4 protein-coding genes and 1 pseudogene are annotated in these 3,185 nt (G+C 31.3%); all 5 read left to right on the top strand.

The window, feature by feature from the left end:
• Positions 1 to 231: 231 nt before the first annotated feature.
• Positions 232 to 564: pseudogene (locus tag E2K98_RS30315) on the top strand (YxiJ-like family protein).
• A gap of 159 nt (positions 565 to 723) precedes the next feature.
• Positions 724 to 1,287, top strand: coding sequence for an SMI1/KNR4 family protein (locus tag E2K98_RS30310; protein WP_235824987.1), 564 nt, complete (start codon positions 724 to 726; stop codon positions 1,285 to 1,287).
• 96 nt (positions 1,288 to 1,383) lie between these two features.
• Positions 1,384 to 1,659: a CPCC family cysteine-rich protein gene (locus E2K98_RS30305; RefSeq protein WP_133340691.1), complete on the top strand. Its 276-nt coding sequence runs from the start codon at positions 1,384 to 1,386 to the stop codon at positions 1,657 to 1,659.
• A 176-nt stretch (positions 1,660 to 1,835) separates the two neighbouring features.
• Complete coding sequence (locus E2K98_RS30300) at positions 1,836 to 2,663, top strand: hypothetical protein (protein WP_133340689.1); 828 nt, start codon at positions 1,836 to 1,838, stop codon at positions 2,661 to 2,663.
• A 78-nt stretch (positions 2,664 to 2,741) separates the two neighbouring features.
• The coding region (locus E2K98_RS30295) for a UPF0158 family protein (RefSeq protein WP_133340687.1) at positions 2,742 to 3,185 on the top strand (444 nt) is incomplete at its 3' end.

Genomic DNA, 3,185 nt, shown 5'->3' with positions numbered 1-3,185 from the left:
GAATCTAAGAAAAGAGATTAGCTACAGTCTGTAAACGATAACTAGGAGGAGCCGTGTGCATTAATAGTGCAAGCACGGTTCTGTGAGGGGGAGGAGTACAATCTACCGGAAGGTAGAAAGGCTCCCTTCTACTCGACTAGTGGAATAAGAATGGTAAAATAAAATATGTAATATTACAAATTGGTGGTGTTTGATATAGATAAAACGCAAATTTTTAAAGAATTGATTTCTATGCAACAAATTATAATAAATCCTTTTCCTTCTAAAGATACAGCTAAGATGCAGAAGGACTTCAAAAGGAAATTTTCTAAAGAAGATTGTTTAAACGCTGATTAAAACACTTATTGGATGAATATATCTGGATGTTTAAGTTATGTTCTTAGGGGAAATCAAAGCAAAATCCCACAAGGTCAAATAGATTGGCTTAAATTATCCTTCTTTGACATTTTTGGACAATATCAGTTTTTAGAAGAAAACATCTCTAATTATCCAACGTTTTACGATGAATATATGAACAATGAAAAGACTAGAAAATTATTGTTAGAATATTTATCTTTTAACTAATCCTTGTTAAGCTAACGGGTGCTTAAGTTTAACAAAGGTTGCAGAGGTAGCCCTTTTTTCTTGTGCCACTAACTGGGCAGGATATTTTAAAAAAAGGCTCGTTAATTTAAGGTGAGGAATTGTTTAGTCAAACTGTTCATATTAAGGCGGGGATACTAATTGAAATTGGATTGTGCTTATATTCAAAGAATATTAACAAATCAGGGTGTAAAGTTTTCGAAGGGGTTAAATGATGACGAAATTGTTGAGATTGAATCAATATACGGCTTCAAATTCCCTCCAGATTTAAAAGAATTGTTAATGTATGCTCTACCAGTTTCTAAAGGGTTTGTTAATTGGAGGGATAAAAGTGAAAAGAACATAAAACATATAAAAAAGCGTTTCAATTGGCCATTAGAAGGTATGATTTTTGATATTAAAAATAATAAATTTTGGATGGATGATTGGGGAGAGAAGCCTAATTCGTTAAAAGATGCTATTAAAATTGCTACTCAAGAATTCAAAAAAGCTCCTAAACTAATACCGATTTTTTCCCATAGGTATATCTCTGATACGCCTTCTGAAAGTGGAAATCCAATATATTCTGTTTATCAAACAGATATTATTTTTTATGGTGATAATTTGACAACGTATTTTAAGGTTGAATTTGATTTAATGGACCAACAGGATATTGATTTTGATAACATAAAAGAAATCCCTTTTTGGAGTAATTTGGTGGGATAATTTCTGTAGTCTTTAATCTTACCTATTGAAGTAAAGGGGGCTTTCCTTAAAGATACAGATGCCAATAAATGCTTAGTTTTGAAGAGGTGAAGATAAATGAAAAAGTATCCCTGCCCTTGTTGCGGTTATAAGACTTTATATGAGAAACCTCCTGGGACCGACATAATTTGTGAAGTATGTTTTTGGCACGATGATTATGTTCAAGCAAAAGACGTAAATTATTGGGGTGGTGCAAACGACTTTTCATTAAGAGATAGTCAAAAGAATTTTTTGAAGTTCGGAGCAGTAGAAGAAAGATTTATAAAGAATGTAAGAAAACCAACTATCGATGAAACAAGGGATAAAAATTGGAAGCCATTATCTGAAAAATAATTATTCCTTTTTCAACTAACGGGTGCAAGAGTTGTAGATCAGGCTGTCATTATGGCAGCTTTTTTATTGCACTAAAGGGGCAGTTTAGTGAAAGAAGGAAAATAATATTAAGTGTAGAAATAATTCTTCTTATAAGCAATTATTGATAAGTGTATTTTCTATATAGGGAGGTATTTATGCCAATTTTAAAAATAGGGAATGTTCGTGTGAGAAGAGATTCAAATGGAGATACAGTTATCATTAAGGATTCTAGTGCAATTAATGAGAGTGTTGAATATATAAATGAGTTTAATGTAAAGAATGTAGATGTAGTTGACTTTGATTGTAATGATTTAAATTTCCTAAAGGAATGTTTATCAATTGAAAACTTGTCGATTCTTAATCATTTTATAAAAGACCTTAGTGGAATTTATGGCTTAACAAAATTAAGAGTATTGTCAATAAATGAAACAACAACTAAGGTTGAATTCAGAATCGACGAGTTAAAGAATTTAGAAGAATTGTATGGAGAATTACCGAAAAACACCGTCGGTATTAATAAGTTAAATACATTAAAAAAGGTTGAATTGTGGGGCTATAAACCAAAATCAAGGAATCTAAATGAATTTAAAAATTTAAAAAGTTTGAACGTAATAAATATAACCGAATCAAGGCTCGATACTCTTGATGGTATTGAAGGAATAGTAAATTTAAAGAGCCTTGGACTGTACTATCTTAGAACTTTAAAGGATATAACGGCGTTGCAAGATGTAAAGGCTCCCATTACTGAATTGTTTTTTGAGAATAGTAAAAGCATAGTGGACTTCTCTCCTATCCAGAATTTAAAGAAACTTGAAAAGCTAAAAATTTCATCCTGTGGAGATATACCTTCACTCAGTTTTGTACCTACACTAAACGAATTAAAGAGTCTTGTGTTTTCGGGAACAAATGTTTTAGATGGAAATTTAACTTTTTGTGAAGGAATCGAGTATGTTTATTATACAAAGCAAAAACTTAGAAACTAATGGAATTGGTTGAACATAAAAGGAAATGCTCTTCAACTAACGGGTGCATTAGTAAAAATATAAAAAGGTGATCAAATAATGAGTATACAAGTTAAACTAAAAGATATAATTGAGGAAATGGAAATACAGTTTGATGAGTCACGTTCATTACTGAATATTAAAACGGGAGAATTTGTGTTAGTAACATCGGAGGATCTGAGAGCTGCTGAAGACGAAAAACCATTTGATCATTTACCTGAATGGGAACAAGAAAATAGAATAATTGCAATTGATGTGGTTGAAAACTTTGAAAATTATTTAGAGTTACCTACTAAATATGAAGTGAATGAATATGAAATTATGGAAAACTTTTGTTTAACAGTAAGTGATCAACGGAAGAAGGAATCCTTATTAATGGCAATTAAGGGAAAGGGTGCCTTTAGAAGGTTTAAGGATAAAATAATTGATTTTGAAATAGAAGATGAATGGTATTCATACCGGGGCGAGTGTTTTAAACAAATTGCTATTGAATGGTGTCAGGAA

The organism is Bacillus salipaludis, from assembly GCF_004358205.1.
Note: the sequence above shows the minus strand (reverse complement) of the source record. Positions and strands in the feature narration are given on the sequence as shown.